Source organism: Pseudodesulfovibrio halophilus DSM 5663 (genome assembly GCF_059568665.1).
The window spans coordinates 85,398-110,605 of record NZ_JCANTV010000014.1; the positions used below are offsets into that span (position 1 = coordinate 85,398).

General features: G+C 60.6%; 18 protein-coding genes. 13 read left to right on the forward strand and 5 right to left on the reverse strand.

Annotation, left to right across the window (positions count from 1 at the left end; genetic code table 11):
• Positions 1–37: 37 nt before the first annotated feature.
• From BR24_RS13885 to BR24_RS13935, 11 genes are all read left to right on the forward strand, one after another.
• Positions 38–1,084: a PDC sensor domain-containing protein gene (locus BR24_RS13885; protein ID WP_496542080.1), complete on the forward strand. Its 1,047-nt coding sequence runs from the start codon at positions 38–40 to the stop codon at positions 1,082–1,084.
• Positions 1,081–3,144 (forward strand): hybrid sensor histidine kinase/response regulator, encoded by a 2,064-nt coding sequence (locus tag BR24_RS13890; protein ID WP_496542081.1) that lies wholly within the window; start codon positions 1,081–1,083, stop codon positions 3,142–3,144. The genes BR24_RS13885 and BR24_RS13890 overlap by 4 nt, the downstream gene beginning before the upstream one ends.
• A gap of 102 nt (positions 3,145–3,246) precedes the next feature.
• Positions 3,247–3,555 carry an Hpt domain-containing protein gene (locus BR24_RS13895; protein WP_496542082.1) on the forward strand — a complete coding sequence of 103 codons (309 nt, stop codon included), beginning with the start codon at positions 3,247–3,249 and terminating at the stop codon, positions 3,553–3,555.
• A 19-nt stretch (positions 3,556–3,574) separates the two neighbouring features.
• Positions 3,575–5,980, forward strand: a complete 2,406-nt coding sequence (locus BR24_RS13900) for a hybrid sensor histidine kinase/response regulator (protein WP_496542083.1) — start codon at positions 3,575–3,577, stop codon at positions 5,978–5,980.
• Complete coding sequence (locus BR24_RS13905) at positions 5,980–7,197, forward strand: HDOD domain-containing protein (RefSeq protein WP_496542084.1); 1,218 nt, start codon at positions 5,980–5,982, stop codon at positions 7,195–7,197. The genes BR24_RS13900 and BR24_RS13905 overlap by 1 nt, the downstream gene beginning before the upstream one ends.
• The gene (locus BR24_RS13910) at positions 7,187–8,341 is read left to right on the forward strand and encodes a response regulator (protein WP_496542085.1); all 1,155 of its coding nucleotides are present in this window, start codon (positions 7,187–7,189) and stop codon (positions 8,339–8,341) included. The genes BR24_RS13905 and BR24_RS13910 overlap by 11 nt, the downstream gene beginning before the upstream one ends.
• 91 nt (positions 8,342–8,432) lie before the next feature.
• A complete protein-coding gene (locus BR24_RS13915; protein WP_496542086.1) occupies positions 8,433–10,772 on the forward strand; it encodes an ATP-binding protein in 2,340 nt (779 codons plus the stop codon).
• A complete protein-coding gene (locus BR24_RS13920) occupies positions 10,769–11,290 on the forward strand; it encodes an alpha/beta hydrolase (RefSeq protein ID WP_496542087.1) in 522 nt (173 codons plus the stop codon). The genes BR24_RS13915 and BR24_RS13920 overlap by 4 nt, the downstream gene beginning before the upstream one ends.
• Before the next feature lie 62 nt (positions 11,291–11,352).
• A complete protein-coding gene (locus BR24_RS13925) occupies positions 11,353–14,103 on the forward strand; it encodes an ATP-binding protein (protein ID WP_496542088.1) in 2,751 nt (916 codons plus the stop codon).
• 147 nt (positions 14,104–14,250) lie between these two features.
• Positions 14,251–14,547 (forward strand): phage regulatory CII family protein, encoded by a 297-nt coding sequence (locus BR24_RS13930; protein WP_496542089.1) that lies wholly within the window; start codon positions 14,251–14,253, stop codon positions 14,545–14,547.
• Positions 14,548–14,661: 114 nt separating this feature from the next.
• Entirely contained in the window at positions 14,662–15,927 is a 1,266-nt protein-coding gene (locus BR24_RS13935; RefSeq protein WP_496542090.1) for a class II fructose-bisphosphate aldolase, read from the forward strand.
• 77 nt (positions 15,928–16,004) lie between these two features.
• Here the strand turns inward: BR24_RS13935 and BR24_RS13940 are convergent, their stop codons facing one another.
• The 4 genes from BR24_RS13940 to BR24_RS13955 form a co-directional block, all read right to left on the reverse strand.
• Positions 16,005–16,964, reverse strand: a complete 960-nt coding sequence (locus tag BR24_RS13940; RefSeq protein WP_496542091.1) for an ABC transporter substrate-binding protein — start codon at positions 16,962–16,964, stop codon at positions 16,005–16,007.
• A gap of 105 nt (positions 16,965–17,069) precedes the next feature.
• Positions 17,070–18,545 (reverse strand): betaine-aldehyde dehydrogenase, encoded by a 1,476-nt coding sequence (betB, locus tag BR24_RS13945; RefSeq protein WP_496542092.1) that lies wholly within the window; start codon positions 18,543–18,545, stop codon positions 17,070–17,072.
• A gap of 18 nt (positions 18,546–18,563) precedes the next feature.
• The gene (betA, locus tag BR24_RS13950; RefSeq protein WP_496542093.1) at positions 18,564–20,204 is read right to left on the reverse strand and encodes a choline dehydrogenase; all 1,641 of its coding nucleotides are present in this window, start codon (positions 20,202–20,204) and stop codon (positions 18,564–18,566) included.
• Positions 20,205–20,223: 19 nt separating this feature from the next.
• Positions 20,224–21,006, reverse strand: a complete 783-nt coding sequence (locus tag BR24_RS13955; RefSeq protein ID WP_496542094.1) for a FadR/GntR family transcriptional regulator — start codon at positions 21,004–21,006, stop codon at positions 20,224–20,226.
• 351 nt (positions 21,007–21,357) lie between these two features.
• Here BR24_RS13955 and BR24_RS13960 point away from each other — a divergent pair, with 351 nt between their 5' ends.
• Positions 21,358–23,286: a methyl-accepting chemotaxis protein gene (locus BR24_RS13960; RefSeq protein ID WP_496542095.1), complete on the forward strand. Its 1,929-nt coding sequence runs from the start codon at positions 21,358–21,360 to the stop codon at positions 23,284–23,286.
• Between the two features lie 73 nt (positions 23,287–23,359).
• On the opposite strand, the gene BR24_RS13965 is transcribed toward BR24_RS13960, so the two are convergent.
• Positions 23,360–24,109 carry a nidogen-like domain-containing protein gene (locus tag BR24_RS13965; RefSeq protein WP_496542096.1) on the reverse strand — a complete coding sequence of 250 codons (750 nt, stop codon included), beginning with the start codon at positions 24,107–24,109 and terminating at the stop codon, positions 23,360–23,362.
• A gap of 405 nt (positions 24,110–24,514) precedes the next feature.
• On the opposite strand from BR24_RS13965, the gene BR24_RS13970 reads away from it, so the two are divergent.
• Positions 24,515–25,162 carry an outer membrane protein gene (locus tag BR24_RS13970; RefSeq protein WP_496542190.1) on the forward strand — a complete coding sequence of 216 codons (648 nt, stop codon included), beginning with the start codon at positions 24,515–24,517 and terminating at the stop codon, positions 25,160–25,162.
• Positions 25,163–25,208: the final 46 nt, after the last annotated feature.

The window sequence follows — 25,208 nt, forward strand, 5'->3', positions numbered from 1 at the left end:
GGTGCGATTCAGCATCCGGTAACGTAGCGGGAGAACCATGCCCAGTGTTCCGGTTTCGCCAATTCGAGCCGCGCTGACGTTTTTTCTGGCGGTTCTGCTCCTGTCTGCTTGCTCCGGGCAGCAGCAAGAGGATTCCTCATTCTCGGCGCAGCGCAGTCAACTCAAGGCAGTTGCCGATCGCATGGAGCGAGAGCTTGCAGCGATCCGGCAGGAGGCCGACCGGCTTGCCTCGGCTCTGCTGGAGGCCAAGCGAGGCTGGCAGGCCCCCCCGGACAGCGAGGCCGCAGCAAAATACCGTCTGGACGACAGCGGCGTTTTTTACAAGCACGTCAGGGATGGCAACTCTTCACTCTGGGTTTCGGGACATGTCCCGCTCAACGACAGGGTGAAGAGCGCCGTCTTCTGGACTGCGGACGCGGAGCCGGCCTTTCAGGACGCCTGCCGGAGCCATCGTGCCGTGGTACAGGCGTATTTCAACAGCGCCGATTCGCTCAACCGGATATATCCCCCTTTCGACAGCCTCGGCATGTTCCCGTCCGGAATGGACATCACCGAATTCAACTTCTACTACCTCGCCGACGCGGAGCACAATCCCGAGCGCGAGGCAGTATGGATTCCCGAGCCATACGTTGACCCCGCCGGGAGAGGCTGGATGATTTCCGCCATCGCGCCGGTCTACGATGAGGACACGCTCCTTGGCGTGGCCGGGCTTGATGTAACGGTCAAAACGCTCGCCGACCGCTTCCTCACCGGAGAAAATCTTGACACGATTCTCGTGGACCAGAAAGGCGTGGTCATCGCGGGGCGGGAGCGGCAGCTCTCCCTGCTGTGCCTGCCCCCGCTTCAGGAGTTCAAATACTTCGATTCCGTCCGGCAGGATACGTTGCGGACGGAAGACTACAACCTCCGCAACAGCCGCTGCCGGGAAATCCGCACGGCAATGGCTCCGCTCCTTGACGGAAAGGCCAACAAGGCAACGGCGCGCCATGAAAGCAGAGAGCTGGTCTTTCTGAGCGAGAACCTCGATGGATTGGACTGGAAACTCATCAGGATCATCCATCCGAGACGAGGGGGAGGATCGTGAGTCGAACCGTGCAGAGTTCCGGTCTCCTGCTCGCCGGTTTTTTCGGGATGATCATCATCCTTTATGCCGGGGCGGCAATCGTGACTTTCTTCGTCGTGTCCGACACGCTGGAGTTTCAGGAGGAGAATCTTCTCGAACAGGCGCGCCACAGCGGACGCCACCTCGAACTCCGGCAGCGGCACTTTCTGGAAGACCTGAAAAGTTTCACGGCCCTCGGGTTCTTTGAGGGTTTCCTTGAAAGCGACGACAGCATGGACCGCGAAACCACCCGGCTGAAACGCTTCTACGCCCGGCATCAGAAGCAGATCCGCCGGATCACGGTTCAGGACTCCCGTGGCCGCTGGGCAAGCATCCTCAGAACGCAGGACAGCTATTACCTCATCTCCCGCGACCACGAGAGCGGCCCCCTGCTCTTCAACAACAAGACGTTCAAGACCTTCAGGCAGGGCGTGGAGGCGAGCCATGTCATCCCGGTGATGGATGACAAGGGCCGGGTGGACTACCGGGTCATCGTCACCACGAGCCTGCCCGAGATGTTCCGGGCCGAGCTCGGCCACATCTACCTGAATCCCGACAGCAGGCTCTGGGTCACCGACTGCTCGGGGAGTATCATCTACTCCAGCGATCAGGAGTCCGGGAGGACCTTCAGCGGCCTGATTCCGGAGTCAGTGGCCTCGGAGATCGCATCCGAGATATGCATGGGCTACGAGGGACGCCGGCAGCACCCCGTGGACGGGGACGACAGCACCTTCATCACCGCCTTCTACCCCGTTCGCACGGCCAGCGACACGTTCGGGCTGGCCTTTTCCATGAACAGCAGTTCCCTTTACGGCAGCATCCTCGACGAGGCCCTCGCTCTGGCCGGGCTCTTTTCAGTGGCGCTGGCCATGTCCGCCATATTCTTCCGCACGCTCTTGCGCCAGCGCGAAGAGGCCGCAAAGCAGGCGGGCATCGCCAGCAAGGCCAAGAGCCGCTTTCTCGCCAACGTCAGCCACGAGATAAGAACGCCGATGAACGCCATCTCCGGAATGGCCCAGCTCCTCGACCGGGATACGGACCTGAACGAGACACAGCGCGAGAACGTCCGAATGATCCTTACCGCCACCGACAACATGATGGAGATCATCAACGACGTTCTGGACATCTCGCGCATCGAGGAAGGCAGGCTGGACCTCGCTCCGGTCGCCACGGACCTGCGCCGGCTGGTTTCCGAACTGGTGGAGATGCACGCCGTCACCGCAGGACAGAAGAGTGTCCGGGTGGAAAAGGTCTTCAGAGACATTCCGCGCTGGGTGCAGGTCGACCCCCTGCGTCTGCGACAGGTGCTGATCAACCTCATCGGGAATGCGGTCAAGTTCACCGATCAGGGGACGGTGACCGTTACCGTCTCGAATGAAGGTCCGGGCGGTCATATTGGGACGCACAAGCTGCTCTTTCGCGTGAGCGACACTGGAACCGGCATCTCCGCCGAAGACATGGAGCGCATATTCACTCCATTCACGCAGGGAAGCGACGAGACACGGCGCTACGGCGGTTCGGGCCTCGGCCTGACCATCTCCAACAGGTTGCTGCGACTCATGGGCAGCCGACTGGAAGCCTCGAGCACCCCCGGCAGCGGAAGCACCTTCGAATTCCATCTTGAACTGTCTCCGGCAGAGCCCGGCCCGGAGCAGGAGACACCCGCCGAAAAGGAGCAACCATCCATGGAGGATACCCGCGTTCTCATAGCAGAGGACATGCCCATGAACCGTCTGCTGCTGGAAAAGAGCCTCGGCTCCATGGGCATCCGAAACGTCGACTGCGTCACCAACGGCGAGGAGGCGGTCGAGAAAGCCCTGAGCGGCCAGTACGACTACATACTGATGGATGTGCGCATGCCTGTCATGGACGGCCTCGAGGCGTCCCGCCGCATCCGCTCCGCAGGCATCGCGACGCCCATTATAGCGCTTACGGCGCAGGCAATGGACGAAGACCGCAAGGCCTGTCTGGACGCAGGCATGAACGCATATCTGCCCAAGCCCTACAAGCTGGACGACCTTCGGGACATCTTCGAAAGATGACACGATACGCACGGTGCGAAAATCATGTTGCCCGAGCGGTGATTACGGTATTCTCCACCCCGGCAGTCGCGCCTCAACCCTGCAACGGATGACGGAGTACGCATGTTACGCAAGATCACTCAGGAATATTACATCCGTGAATTCCAGCTGGGGCCGGAAGATGTGGAAGACCTCATAGAGGCGGCGGAGAGCACCCTGCGCGACAGCGTCGCGGCGCTGGCCGACTGCATCGCCCGAAGCGGCTCGGAACAGGAATTTCGCGAAGCCGCCCACGCGCTCAAGGGCAACCTCATGAACATGGGGCTCAAACCGCAGGCGGAACAGGCACGGCTCATCGAAGCCGCCTCCGACGATCCTGACGAGGCCGCGCCGCTCTTCGAGAAGCTCCGGCAGGAACTGGGCACCTTTTGACATTGCGAGAGACAGCCTGATGAACTACCGACCGAACGTACTGCTCGTCGACGACCAGAAGCTCACCCACGCCATCATCGGCAAGGCGCTGGCGGAGATGGACCTCTCGCTCATGAGCGCCACTTCCGGCCGCGAGGCTCTGGGCATCATCCGCGAAACCGACGTTTCCCTCGTGCTCATGGATCTGATGATGCCCGGCATGGACGGCATCGAGACCGCAAAACGCATCCGGGAAGCCATGGCGCCCCGGCTCGTGCCCGTCATTTTCATAACCGCCGCCTCGCCAAACGAGGACTCGGTACGCCGCGCCTACGAGATGGGCGCCGTGGACTTTCTGTACAAGCCGGTGTCCCCGCCGGTGCTCAAGGCCAAGGTCGGCGTGTTCACCGAGCTGCACCGGCAGCGCATGGAACTCGAGCAACGCAAGGAAGAGTACCGAGACATCATCGAGTCGGTGGCTACAGGCATCCTTACCGTCGACATGCAGTGGCGGGTTGCCGAGGCCAACAGCTCGGCCTGCGCGCAGTTTCAGCTCTCACGCGAAGAGTTCATCGGCACCGGCGTGGAGGAAATCCTCGGCTGCGAAGGACAGGACCTCACTGAGGAGATTTCCGACCTGCTGGACAACAACGTGGCCTTCGCCATGGAAACCCTTGGCCATCGCAGCGACGGGAGCCACTTCAACGCCGACCTTCGCGGAACGGCCGTCATGGCACAGGGCGCGCCCTGCGTCCTGATGTGCGTCAACGACGTTTCCGCCTACAAACGCAACGACTCATCCTGTACAACGGAACCGGTTGCCGGTGCCGTCCGCCCGGGAGAGCGCCAGCCCGGCCCCGAGACACTCAGGGAGTGCCCTCCCGCTCCGGATCACTCCGCCATCCTCGAGGCGGTACCGGTCCCGGTCTACTTCAAGAATCTTCAGGGCGTTATCGTCGGCTGCAACCATTCCTTTCTGGAAGTATTCGAACGCGAGCGCGAACACATCATCGGCAAGAACGTGCACGAACTGCTCCCCGAACAGGTGGCGCAGTCATTCGAGCTCTCGGATCAGGGGCTGCTCGCCGGGCACACGAAGCTGCATACCGTTCACGCCGAGATCAAGAACAGCCACGGGACGCCGCTGCGGCTTGCCTTCCAGAAAACCGTCTACTCGACGGACGGAGTCGCCCCGAGCGGGATTGTCGGAATCATCACCGAAATATCACGCAAGGACGACAGCAACACTCCCGTTCAGGACAGGGACGACCTCTTCGAAGCGGTGCTCTCGGGCATGAGGGCGGCGGTCCTGCTCTATGATCAGGAAACCGGTATTCTGGAGGAAGCGTACGGCGTAGCCGAAGACCTGCTGGAAATGTCGCGCAGCGAGATGATCGGGCACCCCTTCACCGAGCTGGTCTGCACCAGACTGACCTGCCGGGACTGCGACATGTGCCGCAGCTTGCAGGAGCCTCTCCTGCTCAACGAAATGGACACGCGCCTCAAGCGCAGCGACGGGGTCGCGGTGCCGATTCACAGGTCCGTATTCAGGATATCCTTCGGCGGTCGAGACAAGTCGGTCGTGATCATGCTGGACAATTCCCGACGCAAGCTCCTCGAACAGCGGCTCACGCGAGCGCAGAAACTCGAATCCCTCGGCACTCTCGCAACCGGTCTGGCACATGAGGTCAACACGCCCACCCAGTACGTGGGGGACAACCTGCGCTTTCTCGGAGAAGCCACCGGCGACCTCTTCACGATCCTCGATACCCTGGAGAAACGACGCGCCGGGCTGAGTCAGGATTATCCCGATATACTCGAGGTCATCGACAAAAAGGACTACTCCTACCTTAGGCATGACATTCCCGAGTCCATCGACCAGTCGCTGGACGGCATCGACAAGGTGACCAGCATCGTCCGAAGCATGATGCAGTTCTCGCAGCCGGGCAAGGGACGCTGGGGGCGTCACGACCTCAACGCCGCAGTCCGGGACACCATCAACATCACCCGGAGCGCCTGGCGCAAGTGCGCCAGCGTGGACACCAAGCTCGACGACTCGCTTCCCAACATCCATTGCGATGCGGGCGAGATCAATCAGGTCATCCTCAACCTGATCATGAACGCTACCCACGCCATGGCCGACAAGTACGGCGAACAATGCAGCGAGCACGGCACCATCACCGTTTCCACGCGCCATGCCGGCGAAGTGGCCGAGCTGGTTGTGGAAGATACCGGCATCGGAATTCCCGATGAGATCATGGACAAGATTTTCAATCCGTTCTTCACCACGAAGCCGGTCGGGAGAGGGACCGGACAGGGACTGAGCATCGTCCACGCCGCCGTGGTGGAGCGGCATTCGGGCAGCATCGACGTCACTTCGTCCCCCGGCGAAGGGACCCGCGTGCGCGTCCTCCTGCCCTTTGTGAAGGACGAGTTGGAGGGATGATGAAACACGTTCTGTTCGTGGATGACGACAGGAATGTCCTCAGCGGCCTGCGTCGGATGCTTCGCAGCATTCGCAAGGAATGGGACATGGATTTCGCGCCGGGCGGTGCCGAGGCCGTGGACATGCTCAAGGAGAAGGAATACGACGTCGTGGTCAGCGACATGCGCATGCCGGGAATGGATGGCGCACAGCTTCTTGAGAAGGTTCAGGAGAGTTCGCCGGAGACCGTGAGGATCATCCTCTCGGGGCACTCCGAACCTTCCGTCGTGATGCGCTCCGTGCGCACCGCACACCAGTTTCTGAGCAAGCCATGTTCATCCGAGCAACTCATGAAGACGTTGGAGGACTCCTACCGGCTGCGTCAGCTGTTGAGCAGCCCGCGCATCAAGGCCGCCGCTTCCGGTCTGGAGACCCTGCCGAGCATCCCTGACCTCTACGACAGGATCCTCAGAGAGATCGAGCGTCCGGGGTCATCTCTGGATCAGGTGGGCGAGATCATAGCCGAGGACGTGGGCATGACGGCCATGATCCTGAAAATGGTCAACTCATCGTTTTTCGGTTTTTTCCGCGAGATAACCAGCCCGGGGCAGGCCGTGAGCCTGCTGGGCGTGGAAGTTATCAAGGCGCTGGTGCTCAGCGCGCACCTCTTCTCGTCCTTCGACGCCGAAAAAGCGGCTCCGTCGTTCTCCATGGAGAAATTTCGCGCCCACAGCCTCATGGTCGCCAAGCTCAGTGAAGCCATAGCCGAGCACGAAGGCCGCTCCAAACAGGAGCGTGAGCAGTGTTCGGTGGCCGGCATGCTGCACGACATGGGCAAGCTGCTCCTGAGCACGCAGACGCCCACCCAGTACGAGGAAGTTCTGGCGGCCGCGAGGGCTGCCGGCATGGCGGAGCATGAAGCCGAGCAGCGACTGCTTGAGGCCACCCACGGGGAGGCAGGCGCATACCTGCTCGGCCTGTGGGGCGTGCACGGGGAGATCCTCGAGAGCGTAGCCTTTCATCACTCCCCCCGATCATTGCCCGCCGAGACGTTTTCACCGCTGGCAGCGGTTCATGCGGCAGACTATTTCGAACACAAGCACATGGACATTCAGGGAGAGACCGCCTGCGAACTCGACATGGAGTACCTGCGGCAATGCGGCCTTTCGGACCGGATAGAAGAATGGGACGCCCTGTGCTCCAGAATCATCGAAGAGGTGAACGCTCATGACGGATAAGACCGTACTGTTCGTGGATGACGAACCGAACATTCTCGCGAGCTTCCGGCGCAGCCTCGGCAGGAAGTTTTCCATCGACCTCGCGCAGGGACCGGATGAGGCACTTGAAAAGATCAAGAAAAACGGACCGTACGCCGTCGTTGTGAGCGACCTCAAGATGCCCAAGATGAACGGCATCGAACTGCTGAGACGCGTCAAGAAATCTTCTCCGGACACGGTCCGCGTCATCCTCACGGGACATGCCAACCTCGACGCGGCCATATCCGCCGTGAATGAAGGCAGCGTGTTCCGCTTCCTCACCAAGCCCTGCGACACCGAAACCCTGGTCACCATGGTCAAGGCTTCGCTGAGGCAGTACAAGCTGGTCACCGCGGAAAAGGAGCTGCTCCGCGGCACCCTGCGGGGAAGCGTCAAGCTGCTCACCGACATCCTCGCGCTGGTCACGCCCGAAGCCTTCGGCCATACCGAGCGCATAAAGCAGATCGTCGTCGGCACTGCCAACGAGGCGGGGCTGGACAACCCGTGGCGGTACGAGCTGGCCGCCATGCTCTCCATGGTGGGGTACATTTCCGTTGATCCCGAAATCCTCGATAAGAAGTTCAACAACGAGCCCCTCTCGCCGGAAGAAGAGCAGATGCTGGCGATGCACAGCGCCGTGGCCACGGGCCTTCTGGAGAACATCCCCCGGATGCAGGAGGTCATCGACGCCATCGCCGCGCAGGACGACAGGTTCGACGAGAACCCGGAACAGCCGGTGGGCGCGCGCCTGCTGCGTTTGGCCGGCGACTACGAAACCCTCGAACGCGCGGGGCTGGACAAGGACGAAGCCATGGACCGCCTGCGCTCCGACGCCGGTTGCTACGACCCCGAGCTGCTCCGGGCGCTCGAGCGCATGGTCTTCGCCGAAGAGGGGCTGATCCCCATGAGTCTGACCTTCAAGGAGCTCAGGGTTGGCATGCTGCTGACGGCCAACGTGACCACCGAGGACGACGTGCTGCTCATGGCCAAGGGACAGGAACTCAACGAGGTGAGCCTTCTCAGGCTGCAGAACTTCGCCCGCAACAACACCATAAAGGAACCAATAGATGTCCGGGTTTCGGTTGACCACGACAGCGCGGAGCACGAGGAACGAACCTCCGGCTGAAGCCACTTTTTGAAGGATTGACACCCCTTACAGGTGTGCTACCGTTCAACCAGTTTCGACTATTCGTTCATCGAATCCCCCCGGAGGTACCTTGTCCCCGTTCGGAAAGCGCAGCGGCACCAACATGCCGAACACCATGGGAGTGCTGAGCAGGCGCTTTTACAAAACCCAGATTCTCAGCGTAGGCATCATCCTGCTGATCTTCACGCTGTTGTATATCGCGGTCAACGGCTACCGGCTCCGCACGCAGATCGACAGCCGCATCGAAGGTATCAGCGGGCTGGCCTCCACCAGCCTGACCTCCGCGGTCTGGCAGGTGGACCACGCCTCCATCCGGGACTTCGTGGATGCCCTCTTTCTCGACAAGAACGTGGCCTACGTCAGCGTCATCACTGATGAGCGCAACGTCATCAAGCGGGTGCGCACCCCCTACCGGGGCATGGACTTCAGCGACTTCACGCAGGACTCCGGCTTCCTGACCCGCAGTGTCGAGATCAAAAAGTATTCAGAATGGATAGGAACATTCCGAGTAGCCGTGACGCTTGAAAGCATCTGGTTCGAGGTGGCGGTCAACGCCGGGCTGTCGCTGGTGATGGCCATCGTACTGGTCTCGGTCATCTCGCTGACCAGCATCATGTTCACGCGGCGCAAGATATTTCTGCGGCTGACCACGCTGGCGACAACCGCGCGGTCAATCGCCGACGGCAACACCGACTCGCCGATCAAGGACACGGCGAACGACGAGATCGGCGAACTGGCCGGAGCGCTGGAGGACATGCGCCACTCACTGAGTTCGCTCATCGTCAGCCTGCGCGAGGCCAACGTCAAGCTGCGGAACCAGTCCGCCACGCTCGAGGCCGAGGTCAAGGAGCGCACGCTGGAACTGGAAAAGAAAAACGAATCGCTGAACACGGCCCTGCGAGACGCGAGCGAGGCCCGGCTTCAGGCGGAACAGGCCAGCCGCGCCAAAAGCGAATTTCTTGCTGGCATGAGCCACGAAATCCGAACGCCCATGAACGCCATCATAGGCATGGCCGAAAGTCTGACGGAGACAGGCCTTGACGAGACGCAGCTCGAGTACGTGGACGTCCTGAAACATGCGGGCTCCTCGCTGCTCACGCTCATCGACGACATCCTCGACCTCTCCCGCGTGGAGTCCGGCAGAATGGAGCTGGAAAACATCGACTACCGGCTCAAGGCGGTGGTGGAACGCTCTGTGGCGCAGATACGCCCCAAGGCCGCGCACAAGGGAATCTCCCTGAAAACCGAGTTTTCCCACGATCTGCCCGAAACCCTCATCGGCGACCCGACCCGGCTCGGACAGGTGCTCATCAATCTTCTCGACAATGCCGTGAAGTTCACCCCCGAAGGCGAAGTGCGGCTATCCCTGCACCCTTCCGGAGAAAACGGCGACATGCTGCTGGCCTCGGTCACGGACACTGGCATCGGCATCCCCGCGGACAAGCTCGAGTCCATATTCGAATCCTTCACACAGGCTGACGGCTCCACCACGCGGGAGTTCGGCGGCACCGGCCTCGGCCTTTCCATCTGTCGCAAGCTCGTCCACCTCATGGGCGGTCGCATCTGGGCGGAAAGTGAACAGGGCAGAGGCACCAGCTTTTTCTTCACGGTACCGCTGCGCAAAAGCGCCGCGCCGCCGATTCGCGAGGAGTCGCGATCGCTTGAGCAGCCGGAGCTCGCCCCCTGCCGCATCCTGTTGGTGGAGGACTCCCATTACAACACGTTCGTGGTGCAGACCTACCTCAAGGGAACCGCCTGCACCGTCACCGAAGCCGCCAACGGCCAGGAAGGGGTCGAGGCGTTCGAAAGTGGCAATTTCGACCTGATCATCATGGACATGCAAATGCCCGTGATGGACGGGTTCACGGCCATGGGAACCATCCGGGAAATGGAGCGGCAACAGGACCTGCCGCGGATCCCCATCCTTGCCATGACCGCGCACGCTCTCGCCTATGAGGCAGAGCGCTGCATTGCGGCCGGGGCCGACATGCATCTGCCGAAGCCGGTGCTCAAGCACCAGCTCATCCGGGCCATTCACGAGCTCTGCCACCGGAAACCGAAGCCGCAGGAAGCCTCTTCCGAGGCAAACGGCGGCGCCCTTCAGGACGATACGCCGCCGGAGATCCAGGCGCTCGCCCCGCGTTTTCTCGAAAGCATGCTCAGGGAACTCGCCCAGTGCAGCCCCAAGGCTCACTCCGGCGACACGGAGGAGTTGCGCCGCTTCCTTCACAAGCTCGAAGGCGAGGCCGGTGCTTTCGGCTTCCCGGACCTCGACAGTCGGGCCAAGCGCCTGCACCGCGCCGCCCGGGCCGACGATATCGAAACAATCTCCACTCTGCTGCCTCGGCTTAAGGAGGAAATGGAACGCCTGCTCGAATCCGTTCGCGCACAGCAGCCGGACGAACAATGAGCGGGCTCGTGGTCTGGGCTCACGGAGCCGAAGCTCCGCCCTGGGGAACCAAGAGCTTGCGGCTCGCAGCCGTGGCGGCCGAAGCGGGGTTCGAGTTTCAGGCACCGGACTTCAGCGACCTGTCGGACCCCGATGCCAGAGCCGAGCGCCTCGCGACGTTGGTCCGGGAGCTGCGGCCCGACGTCCTCGCAGGTTCGAGCATGGGTGCTTACGCCTGCCTGCGAGCAGCCTCCCGCGGCGGGAATGTTTCCGGACTCTTTCTCACCGCTCCAGCTCTCTTCATACCGGGCTATGCCGTCACCGAGTTCAATACACCTGATGTGCCGACAGAGGTAATACACGGCTGGCGTGACGATATCGTTCCAGTGCAAAACGCCATCCGCTTTGCGCACAGACACAGGGCCACCCTGCACCTTCTTGACGCCGACCATCGGCTTGCCGGACGGACCGAAGACGTGGCGGACTTTTTTCGGCTGTTCCTGAACTCCCTCCGACGAGGGGCACCCTGTCGGGGATGACGGAATCGGTGGACTAGTGTAGGATCACTCCGGTCGGGATACCATCAAGCCGGGACCGGAACATGCCGAAGATCAAGGGCTTCAGGTCAATTGCCTCGCAACTCACGTACGGGTTCATCCTCCTCGCGGTGATATCCGTTTTCACGTCAGGCGGCCTGCTTCTCACCATCGCCCACAACTTTACCTCCCAGGACAGGCAACGGCTGCTCTCCCTCGAAGGAAGACTCGCCGCCGAGCGCATCAACGGATACTCCGAAGGACTATTCAACCGGCTGAACTATCTGGCAAACATACCGGACATCATGGGACTGCCGCCGGAATCGGTGCGGAGTCTGCTTGAAGGGCTCGCACGACTGAACAGCGCCTACACGGCCTTGTGCGTCGCTGATCTCGACGGCACCCCGGTGGCAACGGCGGGCCGGGACATCCCTTCCGAGCTTGCGACCAACGAAGTCTTCTCCATGGCCGCCGAGTCCCGCTTCAACGCCATTGGCCCTCTGGAAACGCTCCCGGGAAGGGACGTCCCCGCCATAGAGGTCGCGGTTCCCATCCGCGACGACAGCGGGATCACCAAAGGGGTCTTCTGGGCGCGAATAAACCTCAAGTACCTGATGCTCGTGCTCGGCGATCTGCCCATCGGCAGGACCGGGTACGGATACATCCTTGATGACCGCGACTTCGTCATCGCGCTGGACGCCAAAGGCGACCCGTTGCTGAAGAAGCTCGAAAGCGACCAACTTGCCGAACGCTTCGCCCGCGGGCGGGGCTATGGCGCAAGAGGGGAATCATACACGGGCTTCAGAGGCGAGAAGGTGCTCGGCACCATGTCTCCGGTCACGAGCCTCGGGCTCAGGCTGATCGTGGAAATGCCGCAGGCGGAGATTCACAAACCCCAGCGCATCATGATCAACGCCATGGGAGCGACGCTGCTCATCCTCGGCCTGCTCGGGGGGCTCTTGGCGTACTATTATTCCCGGCGGGTGGTGACTCCTCTGAACACCCTGACCCGCGCGGTGGAACAGGTGGGCAGAGGAGACCTGAGGATTTCCATGGATTACGACAGTCCCAACGAGCTCGGGATTCTCGCTCGCAACTTCAACACCATGACCTCACGGCTGCGGGAACTGTTGCAAAACCTCAACGAGGAGATCCACGAACGCAGACAGGCCGAAAAAGCCCTGCGACTGGCGGAAGAGCGCTACAGAAGCATCTTCGAGCGGGCACAGGAAGGCATCGTACAGGCAGACGCCGACGGCAACTTCATCATGGTCAACCCAGCCGCGGCCAGAATTTTCGGCTTCGACACCCCCGAGGCGCTGCTCGAATTCACCAAACAACAGGCCGAGAGCCTCTACGTGTACCCGCCCCAGCGCTCGCATTTCATTGATACCCTGCGAAAAGGCACCCCGGTGGGAGGTGAGGAAATCGAGATGGTCCGACGCGATGGGGAACACATCTGGGTGTACATTCTTGCTCAACCCATCACGGATGCCGATGGTCGGCTGCTGCGGATCGACGCCACGTTTCAGGATGTCACCGAACGCCACAAGGCCGAGGACGCGCTCGCCGAACTCAACGCCAACCTCGAACGAACCGTGCAGCAGCGCACGCACGACCTCTTCAGCAAGGCGCAAGAGCTTGAGGAGGCCAACCACAGGCTGCGGCAGCTTGACAGGATGAAATCGGCGTTTCTTTCCTCGGTGTCCCACGAACTGCGCACGCCGCTTACCTCGATACTCGGCTTCGCCAAGCTCATCCGCAAGGAGTTCCAGCGCACCTTCTCCAGAAGCTGCAAGGACGATGACAACCTTGAACGCAGGGCCTACCGTATCGTCAAAAATCTTCAGGTCGTGGAAAAGGAAGGCGACCGCCTGACAAGGCTTGTCAATGAAGTGCTGGACCTGAACAAGATCGAATCCGGAAAGGTCGACTGGCATTACGAGGATGTGGACATCGAGGAGCTTGTCGGCCATGCCGCTTCGCTGGTGCAAGGGCAGTTCTCCGGCAAGCCCGGGGTTGAACTGCACGCGCAGGCCTCGCCCGATATGCCCCTGATCCGGGTGGATCGCGACAGGATGACGCAGGTACTCATAAACCTGCTCAGCAACGCCGAAAAGTTCACCGACTCCGGAACCGTGACCATCAGGGCCACCGGGCCGGGATCGAACCTCGTCAGAATCGAAGTGGCCGACACCGGGCGCGGCATCCACGAAGAAGAGTTGGAAGCCATCTTCGACAAGTTCCAGCAGGTGCGCCAGGGCGACACGCTGCGCTCAAGCCGACAGGGAAGCGGACTCGGGCTGGCCATCAGCAGAAACATCGTGGAACACCACGGCGGGCGCATCTGGGCCGAGTCCCGGCCCGGGCGCGGAAGCACGTTCATCATCGAGCTGCCGCTCGTCTTCGCCTCCGACGAGGACCAGCCCGCCACGCACGCCGCAGACGAGACGGCGCCTCTCGTGCTCGTGGTGGACGACGACGCGGGCCAGCGCCACTACCTTTCGGGCATTCTTTCACGGGCAGGCTTCAGAACCGAGACCGCAGGCGACGGCGGCACGGCGCTCAGGCTTGCACGCCGGATGCGCCCGGACCTCATCACCATGGATGTCATGATGCCGGGCATGGACGGCGCGGAGACCGTGGAATGGCTGAAGAAGGACCCCGAGCTCGCGGACATACCGGTCATCGTGCTGACCGTCATTCAGGACGAAAGCCGAAACATCGGTCAGGCAAGCCTGAACAAGCCGGTGGCGCCGCAGCGACTCATCGACACTGCCCACGCACTCCTAAACATCGGAGACAACAATCGATAACCCACCAAGCCGTGCCGCGGAACATCATGGCATGTTATAATCTGGCACTCGAAATGGGTTTTTCGCACATCCGGTTTGACCAATTTTCTCACCCTGTGATACGTTCGCACTAAGCTTCAATAATCAAAGCAGTGGAGGGTGGAGAACATGTTTGAAAAGAATCTAACCAAGAAAATGCAGGACGTGGTTCTTGACGGTCAGATCGCGGCGAAGGAGGTGTGCCGCAAAATCAACAAGCCCTACTCCACCCTGCTTCGGGAGCTCAACCCCTTCGACACTCACGCCAAGCTCGGCGCCGAGACCATGTTCGACATCATCCGCGTCACAAAGAACGTGGCGGTGCTCGAATTCATGGCCCGCGAACTCGGCTATTCGCTCAAGCCCACCGGTGAAGAGCAAGCGAGCAAAAAGAGCAAGAGCGACGGCGCAGCCATAATGATGTAACGGTTTCTTGTCAGAACCGCCTTAGAAATCCCGGGACACTCTTTGACTTTTCCCGGGGTTTCGTATTTATTTGTCCCTTTGTACGGAGAATACACCACGAGGAGGATACAGGGCATGTCCCAAACCAAATTCGAACAGGCGCTGGCCTTTGGCCGTCCGCCGAACATTCAGGAACTCTTTCCCAACTCGCAGGCCCTGATCGTCAGCGGGAAAGTCATTGACCGCGCCTGCCTGAAAAAAGGCAAATGCATGACCATCGCGGCCAACGGCCGCAACATCTTCGTCATCGAAGGTGCCCTCAAGGCAGCCCAGAGAGCCAATGCTGCCCTTATCCTTGAAATCGCCCGCAGTGAATCGACCTACTGCCCCACCAACATGTGGAACCTCGCCCGCCGGGTGGACGCGCTGTGCAACCAGTACGGCATCACCATCCCCGTGGCGATCCACGCCGACCATTACGTCATAAAGAAATGGGACGACGTGGCGGTGGCCGAGAGGGAGATTCCTACGCTTTTCGATGCTGGCATCACTTCTATCGCCGTGGATGCGTCCCACCTCCCCGACGACCAGAACCTGCTGGCAAACATCAAGCTGAACCCGATCATCCCCGACTGGGCCGGCTACGAAACCGAGGTGGGCGAAATCAAGGGCAAGCACGGCCTCTCCACCCCGGTGGAGGCCAAATTCCTCATCGAGGGCTTGAACGCGCACGACATTTGCCCCGACTGGATCGCCATGAACAACGGCACCACGCACGGCATCGAGGACACCGGCGGCGGCATCCAGGTGGAGCTGACCGCTGAAATCCACGAGGCCATCAAGCCGTTCGGCACCTCCGGCGCCCAGCACGGCACCTCGGGCAACCACACCGACCGCCTCCAGCGTGTTGCGGAGGAAACCCGCACCACCAAGGCCAACGTGGCAACCGCCCTGCAGATGATCGGTTTCGGCGTGAAGGTCAACGACTACGGCAACGCCATCATGACCGACGGCGAGTTCGAAAAGGTCGAAGGCCGCGGCATGAGTGAAGAACTCTGGGAAGAAATCACTGAGTACGCCAAAGCCAACAACCTCAAGGGCGGCGACTATAAGAAACTGAACCTGCCCTTCGAGCGCAGGCTGCTGGGCGAACCCCGCGAAGTCCGTGAGCGCATGGCCAAGGCCATCGAGGACTTCATCTACGACCTGCTGGTCAACGTCTTCAATGCCGGCGACACCGCCGATCTGGCCTACGATTTGCTCATCGAAGCCGGTTCGCACGATCTGGGCCCCAAGGTGGGACGCGTAACCGATCCCGCGGAATGGACCGAAGAGAAAATCCGCGAGAAGGCAGCCGCCATCGACACCGACAAGGGTCCGGAAGGCGACTACGACGACTAGACGACTCAAGTCACCGAGCACAAACAAGCCCCCGCTTCCGAGGAAGCGGGGGCTTTCGTTTTCCGCGAGAGTGTGTGCTAGTCGACCTTTTCGAGATAGGATTCGAAGGCCGGGACGGCGGGTTCGCCGTCAACGGTGGTCACGCCGTCGAGCCAGCGCTTGTAGGTCTCGGGGTTGTTTTCAACCCACTGCAGACCTGCTTCGCGCGGGCTGAGGGAGCCGTTTTCGTGCAGGGTGGTCATGATCTGGTTCATCATGGAGATGGGGAAGGTCATGTTCTTGAGCAGCTTTGCGGCATTGGGATTCTCTTTCTGGAATCCTGCGCGGATATTGGTCCAGACGGTTGCGGTGCCGTCGTTGCCGCCGAAGGTCTCGGCGGTGCTGCCCTTGAGGTAGGTCATGTCGATACGCTCGTTCATGCTGTGGGGTGCCCAGCCGAGGAACACGGCCCATTTTTCGTCCTTGGTATAGGACTGCACCTGCGCGAGCATACCGGCTTCACTGGACGGGACCAGCTTAAATTTGCCGAGACCGAACATGTCTTCGTCGATCATTTTCTGAATGATCTGGTTACCGTCGTTGCCTGCCTCGATGCCGAAGATCGTCCATTCGAGCTTATCCCCGAATTTGGCAATGTCCTTGAAGTGCGTGAGACCGGCCTCGGCGCAATAGGAAGGCACGGCCAGCGTGTACTTGGCGCCCGGCATGTTCGCCACCCAGTTGAGCACGCTGCCTTCTTCAATGTAGGGCTCCACCATGGAGGCCTGAGACGGCATCCAGTTGCCCATGAAGGCTTCTGCATCGCCCGTGGCCATGGCCTTGAAGGCGATGGGAACGGATACCATGAGGTTTTCGGCGTTGTAGCCGAGGCTGTCCAGAATGGAGACGGCCAGCTCAGTCTTGATGGTCACCCCGGTCCAGCCAACGCTTGCAATCTTGATCTTGTCTTTCGCTGCAAACGCGCCGGTTGCGGTGAAGGTGAATACTGCTGCGACGAGAACGACAGCGGCGAGAATTCGCCTGAAGGGGTCCAACATCATAACTCCTCTGTTACGGTTAACAGGGGCGGAGCCGCCTCTGGGACGGCTCGACGCTACCCGGTATTAAAAAAAGACGCTTTGCGCATTACGGTTTCCGTCCGCCTATGCGCCGAACCAGTTGAGCGCCTTGGTCGCATGGTTGCGATAGACATGCTTGACCTCGGTGTACTCCTCCAGCCCCATGCGACCCAGCTCACGGCCGAGACCGGACTGCTTGTAGCCGCCCCAAGGGGCCTGAACGAAGTAGACGTTGAAGTCGTTGATCCAGACCGTGCCGAAGCGAAGCGCCTTGGAAACGCGCTCGATGCGGTTGGGATCGTTGGTCCAGAACCCGGCGGAGAGACCGTAAACGGTGCTGTTGGCACGCTTGACCGCCTCTTCCTCGGTGCTGAACTTTTCTATGGTGATGATGGGGCCGAAGGTCTCCTCCTGCACGATGCGCATATCGTTCTCGCACTCCGTGAACAGGGTCGGCATATAGAAATAGCCGTCCTTCAGGGCTTCGTCGTCCGGGCGACAACCGCCCAGCAGAAGCCTGGCGCCTTCCTTCTTGCCGATCTCGCCGTAGTCTTCCACCTTGGCGAGGTGTTCGGCGGAGGTCAGCGGTCCCATCTGCGTGTCGTCGTCAAAGCCGTTGCCCAGCTTGATGCGCTCCATGCGCTTGCGAAGCTCCTCCACGAAACGGTCGTGGATGCCCTCCTGCACGAGGATGCGCGCTCCGGCGGAGCAGATCTGTCCGGCGTGGAAGAAGACCCCGTTGAGGGCGTAGTCCACGGCCAGATCGAAGTCGGCGTCGTCGAAGATGATGTTCGGGTTCTTGCCGCCGAGCTCCAGCGCGACCTTCTTCACGTTGCCGGTGGCGGCGCGCATGATGGTCTTGCCGGTCTCGATGCCGCCGGTGAACGAGATGAGGTCCACATCGTGGCTTTCAGACAGCTCGGCGCCCACTTCGGCACCGGGGCCGAGCACGGTGTTGACCACACCCTTGGGGAATCCGGCCTCTTCGGCCAGTTCAGTGACCTTGATGGTGGTCAGCGGCGTGATCTCACTGGGCTTCATGACCACGGTGCAACCCGCCGCCAGCGCGGGGGCCATCTTCCACGAGGCCTGAAGCAGCGGATAGTTCCACGGCGATATCTGACCACACACGCCCACCGGCTCGCGCATGACGTAGCTGGTGGTGTCAGGGACCGGGGACTCGATGACCTCGCCGCCGTCCTTGTCGGCCAGCCCGGCGAAGTAGCGGAAGATGCCCGCGATGTCGTCCATGTCCCAGCGGCTTTCCTCCACCGTCTTGCCGGTGTCGAGGCTTTCCAGCCGGGCCAGCTCCTCGTGGTCGCGCTCGATCAGCTCCGCCAGCTTGAAGACCAGCCGGGCGCGCTCGGCGGCCGGGGTCTGGGGCCAGCCGCCCTCGTCGAACGCGCGACGAGCGGCGGCAATGGCCCGGCGGGTCTCGTCGCGTCCCGCTTCAGGGACGCTGGCGATGACCGATGAGTCGAACGGGTTCAGGATTTCGCGCTCCTTGCCGGAGTCCGCGGCCACCCATTCACCGTCTATGTACATTTTCTTGCGAATCATGGGATGCTCCCGTGAGCCTTAGGCTTCGTCGTGCTTGTAGTAAGGCACGTTTTCCGGAGCCAGCGGGGTGTTGCCCAGAATCATGTCGGCGGCCTTCTCCGCGATCATCATGACCGGAGCGTAGATGTTGCCGTTGGTGATGTAAGGCATGACCGAGGCGTCCACCACGCGCAGTCCGTCCACGCCGTGCACGCGCATTTCCGGGTCGGTGACGGCCATATCATGCGTACCCATAGCACAGGTGCAGCTCGGATGATATGCGGACTCGCCTTCGCGGGCGACGAAGTCGAGGATCTCCTCGTCGGTCTGGGCCTGATCGCCCGGGGCCAGTTCGCGGCCGCGCAGCTCGTCGAATGCGGGCTGGGTCATGATCTCGCGGGTCTTGCGGATCGCTTCCACCCACTCGCGACGCTCCTGCTCGGTGGAGAGGTAGTTGAACAGGATGCTCGGGTAGTCGCCCGGATTGTCGGACTTGATCTTCACGTGTCCGCGAACGTCCGTGTTCATGGGGCCGACGTGAACCTGATAACCATGCCCTTCGGCCGGAGCCGAGCCGTCGTAGCGGATGGCGATGGGCAGGAAGTGGTACTGCAGGTTCGGGTATTCCACCTGGTCGTTGCTGCGAATGAATCCACCCGCCTCGAAATGGTTGGTCGCGGCTTCGCCGGTGTGTCCGAAGAGCCATTTGAGACCGATCCACGGCTGGTTGTACCATTTGAGCGCCGGGTACATGGAGACCGGCTTCTTGCAGGCGTACTGCACGTAGAGTTCGAGGTGATCCTGCAGGTTCTCACCCACGCCGGGCAGATCCTGGACCACGTCGATACCCAGGGAGGACAGCTCGGAGGCGTTTCCGATACCGGAAAGCTGAAGCAGCTGCGGAGAGTTGATGGCGCCGCCGCAGGAGATGATCTCGCCGCCGTAGGCCTGCATGGTGCGGCGACCCTTGGTGTACTCGACACCCACGGCGCGCTTGCCCTGGAACAGGATGCGGTTCGTGTGGGCCTTGCATTTCACGGTGAGATTGCGGCGGTTCTTGACCGTATGGACGTAGGCGCGCGCCGCGTTGTGGCGACGGCCCTGATAGGTGTTGCGGTCGAACTTGCCGAAGCCTTCCTGCTGATAGCCGTTCACGTCCTTGGTCAGCGGATAGCCAGCCTGCTGAACGGCGTTGAAGAACGCGTTGAACAGCGGGTTGTCGCACTCGGGAGTGGTCAGGTAGAGCGGCCCCACGGCGCCCTGGTACTCGTCGGCACCGGCGGTGCGGCACTCGAAGCGGCGGAAATACGGCAGGCAGTGCGCGTAGGACCAGTCTTCCATGCCGTCGTCCTTGGACCACTTATCATAATCCATGGCGTTGCCGCGGATGTAGATCATGCCGTTGATGCAGCTGGATCCACCGAGGACCTTGCCGCGCGGCTGATAGATGCGGCGGTTGTTCATCCACGGCTCCGGCTCGGACTCGTACCACCAGTTGTAGGTCTTGCCTGCCAGCGGATAGGTCAGCGCGGCGGGCATGTGGATGCGGAAGTCCAGACGATGGTCGGGACGCCCGGCCTCCAGCACCAGAACCTTGGTCTTGGGGTCCGCGCTGAGGCGGTTGGCGAGCACAGAGCCCGCGGAACCGCCGCCGATGATTATGTAATCGTAATGTTTCATGGTCGCACTCCGTTTGTGGCTATTCACTGATTTCGTTGAGGAAGGGCATCTCGTTTTCCTGCCGTGTCCCGTTCCTCTCCTCGACGCATTGGCGCAGCAGGACATAGTGATGTCCAATGAACGAGAGGGCGCGCATCGGCTCACCCGCTGCAATGGCCCGTGCCGTATCGCTCCAGTTGGCGGCCGCCTTTTCACGATACACCGGATCTTCATACAGCGCGTAATCGTGGGAACTGAATCCCATCTGCAGGGCGTGCATCACCCACTCGAAGAGCGGGTTTCTCGCCATGCGCGCCAGCATTATGTTCAGCTTGCGGTCCAGCTCACCGGCCTCGTTCAGGTCGGGAGCGGAATCGCGAAGCATTGCCTCCAGTTTTCTGGCACCCCGGTACAGCTCTTCCTTTTCGGAGCTCTCCGCGCGGGCGATGGCCAGCTCGGTTATGGAGCGGTCCATGCTCTCGCGAAACTCGATGAGCTTCTCCGGGTCAAAGGGATGCTGCTTCAAAAAGAGAGTCAGCGACTCGGACACGTTGTCCACGCCGATTTCGCGCACATAGGCTCCGCCTTTTGCGCCCTTCTTCACTTCCAGCAAGCCCTTCTGCTTGAGTATTTTGATCGCCTCGCGCACGACGCCCCTGCCGGTCCCGAACTGGGCCTGCATGTCACGCTCGCTCGGCAGCCGCTCCCCCGGAGCCAGCCTGCCGTCCATGATGGCAGCCTCCACCTGAAGGGCGATCTCCTCAGTGGCGCGACCCATCTTTACGGGCATGAACAAATTCTGGGCATCAATAACAGCACTCATTGGTATTACCTTATTTCGAAAATTTGGGGCAAAAAAACCACTTTTCTCGCGAAAACATGTCCGTTTCGCTCAAATGGTACGACCATTAACTGCCACCCTCTCGTTCGGTTGTCAACCCTCCCCTTATCCTCGTTATGGGAAACCTCATACACCCCACAAGCAAACACCCGTTTAAACTGGTTTTTTGATTTTCCATCTTATCAACCCTTTATAATCGTTATAATGCCTTCACAGTTATGCCTTCATGAGGTACCCAGAAGACAGGGACAATGTTCGAAGCCATTCGGAACGGGCGGGCCTGCATGACACTTTGCTACAGTACTCAGGTCATTTCCGGTGCTTCAAAAACCTATGGGGAAAAACATGTTCAAGTGGCTCAACGGCAGTCTTGCCCGCGCAATTCTTTTTCCACTGATTACAATTGTCGTTATCAGTGTCGCGGCGCTGGTATATTACGTTAACGAATCTTCATACAAACTGGTACTCGACAGCGAAACGCAGGCTGCCGCCAGTCAGGCCGACGCCATACGCTCCGCACTCGGCATGTTCATTGAGGACAGCGGAGCAACGGCGAAATCGCTGGCTGCAAGGGAAGATGTCATCTCTTCCATGAAAAACGGAGACTCGCGCACCGTCTCGATTCTGGAGAATCTGGCGCGCAACAACGAGAACCTCTGGGGGGCTCTGGCCTTCGGCCTTGACGGGACCGTTACCGGCGGCATCACGGGGGACGGGTCACGTGTTTCCGGAGTGGATATCAGCCAAAGGAACTATGTCCGGTCCGCGCTCAACGGAGAAGGTCAATACATCTCCGAGATATTCAGGTCCAAGACCGGGGACGCGCTGCTGTTTGCCATCAGCGTCCCGGTTTACGATGAACAGCGCAACCTGCTTGGCGGGATTGCGCTTCTGGCCAACTGGGAGGGCTTCACCAAAAAGTTCATCGATCCGGTCGTTATCGGTCATGAGGGATACGCTTTCATCTTGGACTCCGAAGGACGCTTCATCCACCATCCCAAAAACAAATCCCTCATCCTGAGCGATCAGAGCAACAACTCGTTCGTACGCGAGGCACTTCAACGCGACAACGGCATGATCTTCTATGACTGGCAGGGCGACAGCAAGGTCATGGTTTTCCGCACAGATGCCCACACCGGCTGGATCATCTGCATGAGCGCCTACGAAAAAGATCTCGCCTCCGGGGCAGTCCGTCAGGGATACACCCTCGCCGGAGTTGGGGCGGTCAGCGTTCTCATCATCATCGCTCTCATCGTCATGCTTCTGCGCAGGCTTGTGGTGGCGCCTGTGACCATGGGCATGAACGTCTCGGCACAAATGGCCGACGGGGACCTCCGCAACCAGACCGATTCGGACTCCGCCAACGAGCTGGGCCGCCTCATGCGCTCACTGGGTCGGATGACCCGCTCGCTCAAGAACATCGTGGCCCGCGTGAAGGGCGCCGCCGAGCTGGTGGCTGCCGGAAGCGAGGAGCTCGCCGCCGCCGCGGAGCAGATGTCCGAAGGCAGCACCGAGCAGGCCGCTTCCGTGGAGGAGATCGCCGCCTCCATGGAGGAGATGACCGCCAACATCACCCAGAACACGCACCGCGTGAAGCAGACCGAGGACCTCGCGGTCCAGACTGCGAAAAACGCCACGGAAGGCGGCGAGGCCGTGCGCCAGACCGTCGAAGCCATGCGCAACATCGCCGACCGCACCTCCATCATCGAGGAGATTGCGCGCCAGACCAACCTGCTGGCCCTGAACGCCGCCATCGAGGCCGCCCGGGCCGGCGAACACGGCAAGGGTTTCGCGGTGGTCGCCGCGGAAGTCAGGAAGCTGGCCGAACGCAGCGGGGTCGCCGCCAGCGAGATCAGCGAACTCACCGGCGACAGCCTGCACATCGCCGAAAAGGCCGGACACATGCTGGAGACAATGGTTGCGGACATAGACCGCAACAAGGAGCTGGTGCAGGAAGTGAACGTCGCAAGCCTGCAGCAGAACGACGCCGCCCAGCAGATATCCGAATCCATCCAGCACCTCGACACGGTGGTGCAGAAGAACGCCTCCCTTTCGGAAGAGGTCTCGGCCACGTCGCAGGAGCTTTCCGGACAGGCGGTTCAGTTGCAGGAGACCATGGAATTCTTCAAACTGGACGTCGACCACTCATCTGGAAACAACGGCCGGAAACAAATCAAGGTGGAAACGAAAAAGGCACGGAAGGCTGAACCCAGAGCTCTGCCTTACAACGAGGAAAGCCAAGAGGAATTCGAACGCTTCTAGGGCCCACGCCAAAGAACGTCAAAAGGCGGCATCCATCGGGGTGCCGCCTTTTTTTGCATGTTTCACCTCGCATTCACCTGCGGGAATAGCGCCTGCCAAAGAGCATGACGCCCAGCAAGCCTGCGGCGAGCAAGCCGATCGTGGCCGGTTCGGGGACCGGGTCGGGCGTAAGGACCTGACCGTTGCGGATTTCAAACAGATAACGTCCCGCCTCGTCGACGTTGGTGCCCGCAGCCAGGGCGTTGGGGCCGCCGTCGAGGAAGGCGCCGTTGACCCGCGATCCGGGGAATTCATAGAAAGTACCCGCACCGTTCGAGTATCCCACCGCGGCAGAAGTCCCGCCTACTCCTCCGGTGCCGTCTGAGGCGTCTCCGGTCTCCCATTGAATCTGACCGTAGTTGAACTCCATGTCGAAATCACCCGGATTGATGTCGCCACGGTCGCGCAGGACCACCTGGAAGGTGTTCAGCAGGTCAGTGTTCTGGGCATAGTACCCCACTTCGAACCAGTTCACGCCGAAAGCGTTGCGGCCGCCGAGCAGGTCCTGTCCATAGGTCAGGTTATTGCCGGAACGGGTGTCCACGTCCGCAAAGAACGGGGCTATGAGCGGAGTCGCCGAGGTCTGGATGCCGAACGGCGTGTAGGTGCTCATGGACGAGTTGAAGGTAATGTTGCCGTTGTTGTTCACGTACGCCTGACTGTAGTTGATTCCCGAAAAGTTGATGGTGAAGCCGAGGTTCACCGCCCCGGTCGAACCGTCGTCATTGCCTGCAAGGGTGGAACCGTCGAACAGCCCGGTCCGGATGGCCGAGGCCTCGGTCACGCTCGCACCTCCGCCCACTGCGAGGAATGACAGCAACAACACTGTTGATACGTAACAAAGCAACCGCGTGCTCACTGGGCACCTCCTTTCGTCGATGGATGCTTTTCTGGCCGCCCCCTTCCTCAGGGACCCCTCCTGACTCAAGCAAAAAACATTCCCCGAAAAGTAGTGTGCAATCTCGGGAAATTACCCCAAAAACACCTCCTGAAAACGGTAAATTTTCCCGACAGAACCGTAAGCAAAATCGACGCAGCAGGACAACAAGATCGACCGAGCAACTTTCCAAACATAAACTCGTTAGAACGGGTTGACTGCCCCCGCTGCAGGAGATACGGGACAATAAGGAAAGAAAGGAGTGAAGGGATGAAAAAATTCGGGACAATTCTTGTTTGCTTGAGCGTCATGATGCTTGCCTTCGCAGGCACGGTTCAAGCGCAGAACGGTGGGTTCTACGGTGCCCTCAAGGCCGGTGGAAGCTGGATGGACCAGAGCGGTCCGGGCGTGAGCGACAACGCCACCTCCGCCATTACCACCAGCACTGACTGGGATGACGACGGAGCCCTGTTCGGCGCGGCCGTTGGCTACAACTGGGTCGACATGGACGTTCCGGTCCGCACCGAGCTTGAGTACATGTACCACACACCCATTGAGTACAAGTACACCAACAGCAGCAACTCGACCAGCTTCAAGAACGAAATCACGGTCCAGACGGTGTTCGTGAACGCTGCCTGGGACTGGCACAATGACACGGACTTTGTGCCCTACGTCACCGCCGGTGCGGGTGTGGCCATCATCGATGAAGACTACAGCGCATCCGGAATGACCCTCTCTTCCTCCAGCGACACGACGACCAACTTCGCATACAACGTTGGCGCCGGTGTGGCCTGGGAGATGACTGAGAACTGGCTCCTTGATCTCAGCTACCGCTACGAGGACTATGGTAACACCTCGGGTTCCGTCACCGGATCTTCCACAGGCCTGACCGAGACTTTCGACAAGGTTAAAGACCTCTCGAGCCACAACGCCATTCTTGGTATCAGATACCAATTCTAGAGACTAGAGAACGCCTGCTTACGAAACCCCGTCTTCGGACGGGGTT